3 protein-coding genes and 2 pseudogenes are annotated in these 3,583 nt (G+C 73.1%); 2 read left to right on the forward strand and 3 right to left on the reverse strand.

The features are described 5' to 3' along the window. From SACSA_RS22470 to SACSA_RS0110730, 3 genes and pseudogenes are all read right to left on the reverse strand, one after another. Positions 1-496: pseudogene (locus tag SACSA_RS22470) on the reverse strand ([protein-PII] uridylyltransferase); the annotation flags it as partial. 8 nt (positions 497-504) lie between these two features. After that, positions 505-843, reverse strand: coding sequence for a P-II family nitrogen regulator (locus SACSA_RS0110725; protein WP_019815779.1), 339 nt, complete (start codon positions 841-843; stop codon positions 505-507). Continuing rightward, the gene (locus SACSA_RS0110730) at positions 840-2,168 is read right to left on the reverse strand and encodes an ammonium transporter (protein WP_028661767.1); all 1,329 of its coding nucleotides are present in this window, start codon (positions 2,166-2,168) and stop codon (positions 840-842) included. Before SACSA_RS0110730 ends, SACSA_RS0110725 begins: the two co-directional genes overlap by 4 nt. 178 nt (positions 2,169-2,346) lie before the next feature. Between SACSA_RS0110730 and SACSA_RS0110735 the strand changes: the two genes are divergently transcribed. After that, on the forward strand, positions 2,347-3,213 hold the full coding sequence (locus tag SACSA_RS0110735; RefSeq protein WP_019815786.1) for a putative RNA methyltransferase: 867 nt from the start codon (positions 2,347-2,349) through the stop codon (positions 3,211-3,213). Next, positions 3,210-3,583, forward strand: a pseudogene (locus SACSA_RS22475) (hypothetical protein); the annotation flags it as partial. The gene SACSA_RS0110735 and the pseudogene SACSA_RS22475, both read left to right, overlap by 4 nt.

Here is a 3,583-nt window from a genome sequence, read left to right on the forward strand (position 1 = left end):
CGTCCTCGGCCAGCTCCGGCACCCGCGTGCGGGCCAGCCTCCGCCACTGCTCCCGGGCGGCGGTGGCCAGCCGCGCGGTGAGGTTCGCGTCCCCGGCGAGATGCCGGGCGTCGAGCAGTGCCGTGGCGGTGCGCAGGTCCTCAACCGCCACCCGCAGCGCCTCCTCCGGCGTGCGCACCGAGTGGTCCAGCCCGATCCCGGCGTCCCACAGCGGATACCACAGCGCGTCGGCGATGGAGGCCACGCCCGGATGGCCGTCATGCACCAGCATCAGGTCGAGATCGGCGAACGGCACCGTCTCGGCGCGGCCGAGGCCGCCGACGGCCACCAGCGCGACACCGGGTTCGGCGGTGTGCACGCCCGCGGCCGTGGCGGCCCCGCGCAGCCACAGCTCGTAGAGGTCGGACAGCGCCGCACGCAGCCCCGCGGGCCCGACGCCCCCGTTGTGGCCCTCCAACAGCCGGTCGACGGCCTGGGCCAGTCCCCCCACGGCCACGGGCGCCCCTACAGCGCGTCCGGGCCGCGCTCGCCCGTGCGCACCCGGACCACGGAGTCGACGGGGGTGACCCACACCTTGCCGTCGCCGATCTTGCCGGTGTGCGCGGCGTCGACGATCGCGTCGAGCACCGTGTCCACCCCGGCGTCGTCGGTGACGACCTCGATCTTGCACTTGGCCACGAAGTCCACGGCGTACTCGGCGCCCCGGTAGACCTCCGTGTGGCCCTTCTGCCTGCCGTAGCCCTGCACCTCGCTGACCGTCATCCCCAGCACCCCGAGCTGTTCGAGTGCGGAGCGGACGTCGCCGAGCGTGAACGGTTTGACGATCGCGGTGACCAGTTTCATGACGTGCTCTCCTCGAACTTCCTCGCGGGGGACGCCGCCGCGGACGCGGCCACACCGGCTCCGGGCGCGGCCACACCACCGACCGAGGCGGCCCGGCCGCCGTGGCCACCGGCGAAGTCGTAGGCCGACTCCGCGTGCTCGGCCTCGTCGATCCCGGAGACCTCCTCCTCGGCGCCGACCCGGCCGCCCGTGACCGCCTTGACCAGCAGGCCGAGCAGCACGGCCAGCACACCCGAGTACGCCATCACCGCGACCGCGCTGAGCACCTGGACACCCAACAGCCCGGCGCCGCCGCCGTAGAACAGTCCGTTGTCCCCGTCCTCTCCGACCACGCTCGCGGTCGCCACGAACCCGAGCATCACGGTGCCGACCAGACCGCCGACGAGGTGCACACCGACCACGTCGAGCGAGTCGTCGTAGCCGAGGCGGTACTTGAGCCCGACCGCGACGGCGCAGAGCACGCCCGCCACCGCGCCGATCGCGAGCGCACCCCAGGTGTCGACAAAGGCACACGCCGGAGTGATCGCCACCAGCCCGGCCACCACCCCGGAGGCCGCGCCGAGGCTGGTGGCCTTGCCGTCGCGAAGCCGCTCCAGCAGCAGCCAGCCGAGCATGGCGGCGCACGTCGCCGTGACGGTGTTGACGAACGCGATCCCGGCGACGCCGTCGGCGGCATAGGCCGATCCGGCGTTGAACCCGAACCAGCCGAACCACAGCAGCCCGGCGCCCAGCATCACGAACGGAAGGTTGTGCGGCTTCATCGGCTCCCGTGGCCAGCCGACCCGCGTGCCGAGCACGAGCACGAGACCGAGCGCCGCCGCGCCCGCGTTGATGTGCACCGCCGTGCCGCCCGCGAAGTCGAGCGCGCCCAGCTCGTCGATCCAGCCGCCGTCACCCCATACCCAGTGGGCCACCGGGAAGTAGCCGAGCGTGGCCCACAGCCCGGCGAACAGCATCCACGACCCGAACCGCATCCGGTCGGCCACCGCCCCCGCGATCAGGGCCGTCGTGATGATGGCGAACATCGCCTGAAAGGCCACGTCGACCGTGCCCGCCGTCGGGTCGCCATCCGGAGTCATCAGCCCGGAAAGGCCGAGGAACTCGAGCGGGTCACCGACGAGTCCGGCGATGTCGCTGCCGTACGCGGCGGAGTAGCCGAAGACCACCCACAGGACGCCGACGAGCCCCATGGCACCGAAACACATCATCAGCATGTTGAGCACGCTCTTGGCGCGCACCATGCCGCCGTAGAAGAACGCCAACCCCGGTGTCATCAGCAGCACCAGCGCGGCGCTGGTGAGCAACCAGGCCGTATTTCCTTCCACGCCTGCCTCCTTGGGAAGTCTCGGGCGAACATCTCGCGTCGCCGCACAGACTCGGAAAGGCGTGTTGCACCCGGTGTCGTCCACCGTTTCGGCGCTGTGAATCCTGCGGGACCCCGTGTTACGGGTGCGTTGCGCGGTGGCGGTGCCGATTCGTCCTGTCCGGAAACCTCGTGGTCGAATGAGCCGCATGGCCACCACGACCTCGTCCGCGCCCGGCCCGCCCTCCGCGGTGGTGGCGGCGCTGCGCTGCCCGTTGTGCGAGGCCGAGTTCACCCCCGGTCAGGACGCCCTGCGGTGCGCGCGCGGCCACGCGTTCGACCTCGCGCGGCAGGGTTACGTGAACCTGTTGCACGCGAAGGTGCCCGCGGACACCGCCGACACCGCCGAGATGGTGGCCGCGCGCGCCGAGTTCCTCGACGCCGGGTTCTACGCGCCCCTGGCCGACGCGCTGGCCGCACGGTCGTCGGGCCGGTTGGTCCTCGACGCGGGCGCGGGCACGGGGTACTACCTGGCACGGGTACTGCGGTCGCTGCCGGAGGCCACCGGACTGGCGCTCGATCTGTCGGCCCGGGCGGTGCGCCGGGCCGCTCGGGCACACCCCCGGGCGGGCGGGGCCGTGTGGAACGTGTGGTGGCCGTGGCCCGTGCGCTCCGGGGTCGCCGACGTGGTGCTGGACGTGTTCGCCCCGCGCCACGTCGACGAGTTCCACCGCGTGCTGCGCGACGACGGCACCTTGCTGGTGGTCGTGCCCGGTGAGGAACACCTGCGGGAGCTGACGGAGCTGTTCGGTCTGCTCGCCCCCGACGAGCACAAACTCGACCGGCTCGACTCCGCGACCCGGGGCCGGTTCGCGCTCACCGACCGCGTCCGGGTCGGCGGCCCGGTGACACTCCCGCCCGACGACGCGCGGCGGGCCGTGCTGATGGGGCCGAACGCCCACCACCTGCACCGCGACGACCTCGGGGCCCGCCTCGCCGGGTTGAGCACTCCCGTGACGGTGACGACGTCGTTCACGGTGTCGGCCTACCGGAAGGTGCGGCCGTGAGCGCGGCGGCGCCCGGGCCCGGACCGGTGCCCCCCGAGCTGCCCGCCACCGTGCTGGCCGACCCCGCGTGGCTGACCGAGGACCTGCGCAGGGCCGGACGCCTCTACGGCACGGCACCACCGCGGGTGCTCGGCACGATCCGGTGGTACTCGGCGTCGTCGGTGCTCGTCGCCCCGGCGCTGGAACCGTGGGCACACACCGGCGTGGCGCGCGACCCGGCACTCGACGCGGTGACCCTGGACATGCACCCGGACGGACGGTTCCTCGACGCACGGTCGAGCCGGGTCCTCGGCTCCGACCCTGCCGTCACCGAACAGGTCAAAACGGCTCTCCGCCGCCGAGGAGCTGCGCGAGGCCGCCACGGCGGCAC

The organism is Saccharomonospora saliphila YIM 90502, assembly GCF_000383795.1.
Lineage (GTDB): Bacteria > Actinomycetota > Actinomycetes > Mycobacteriales > Pseudonocardiaceae > Saccharomonospora > Saccharomonospora saliphila.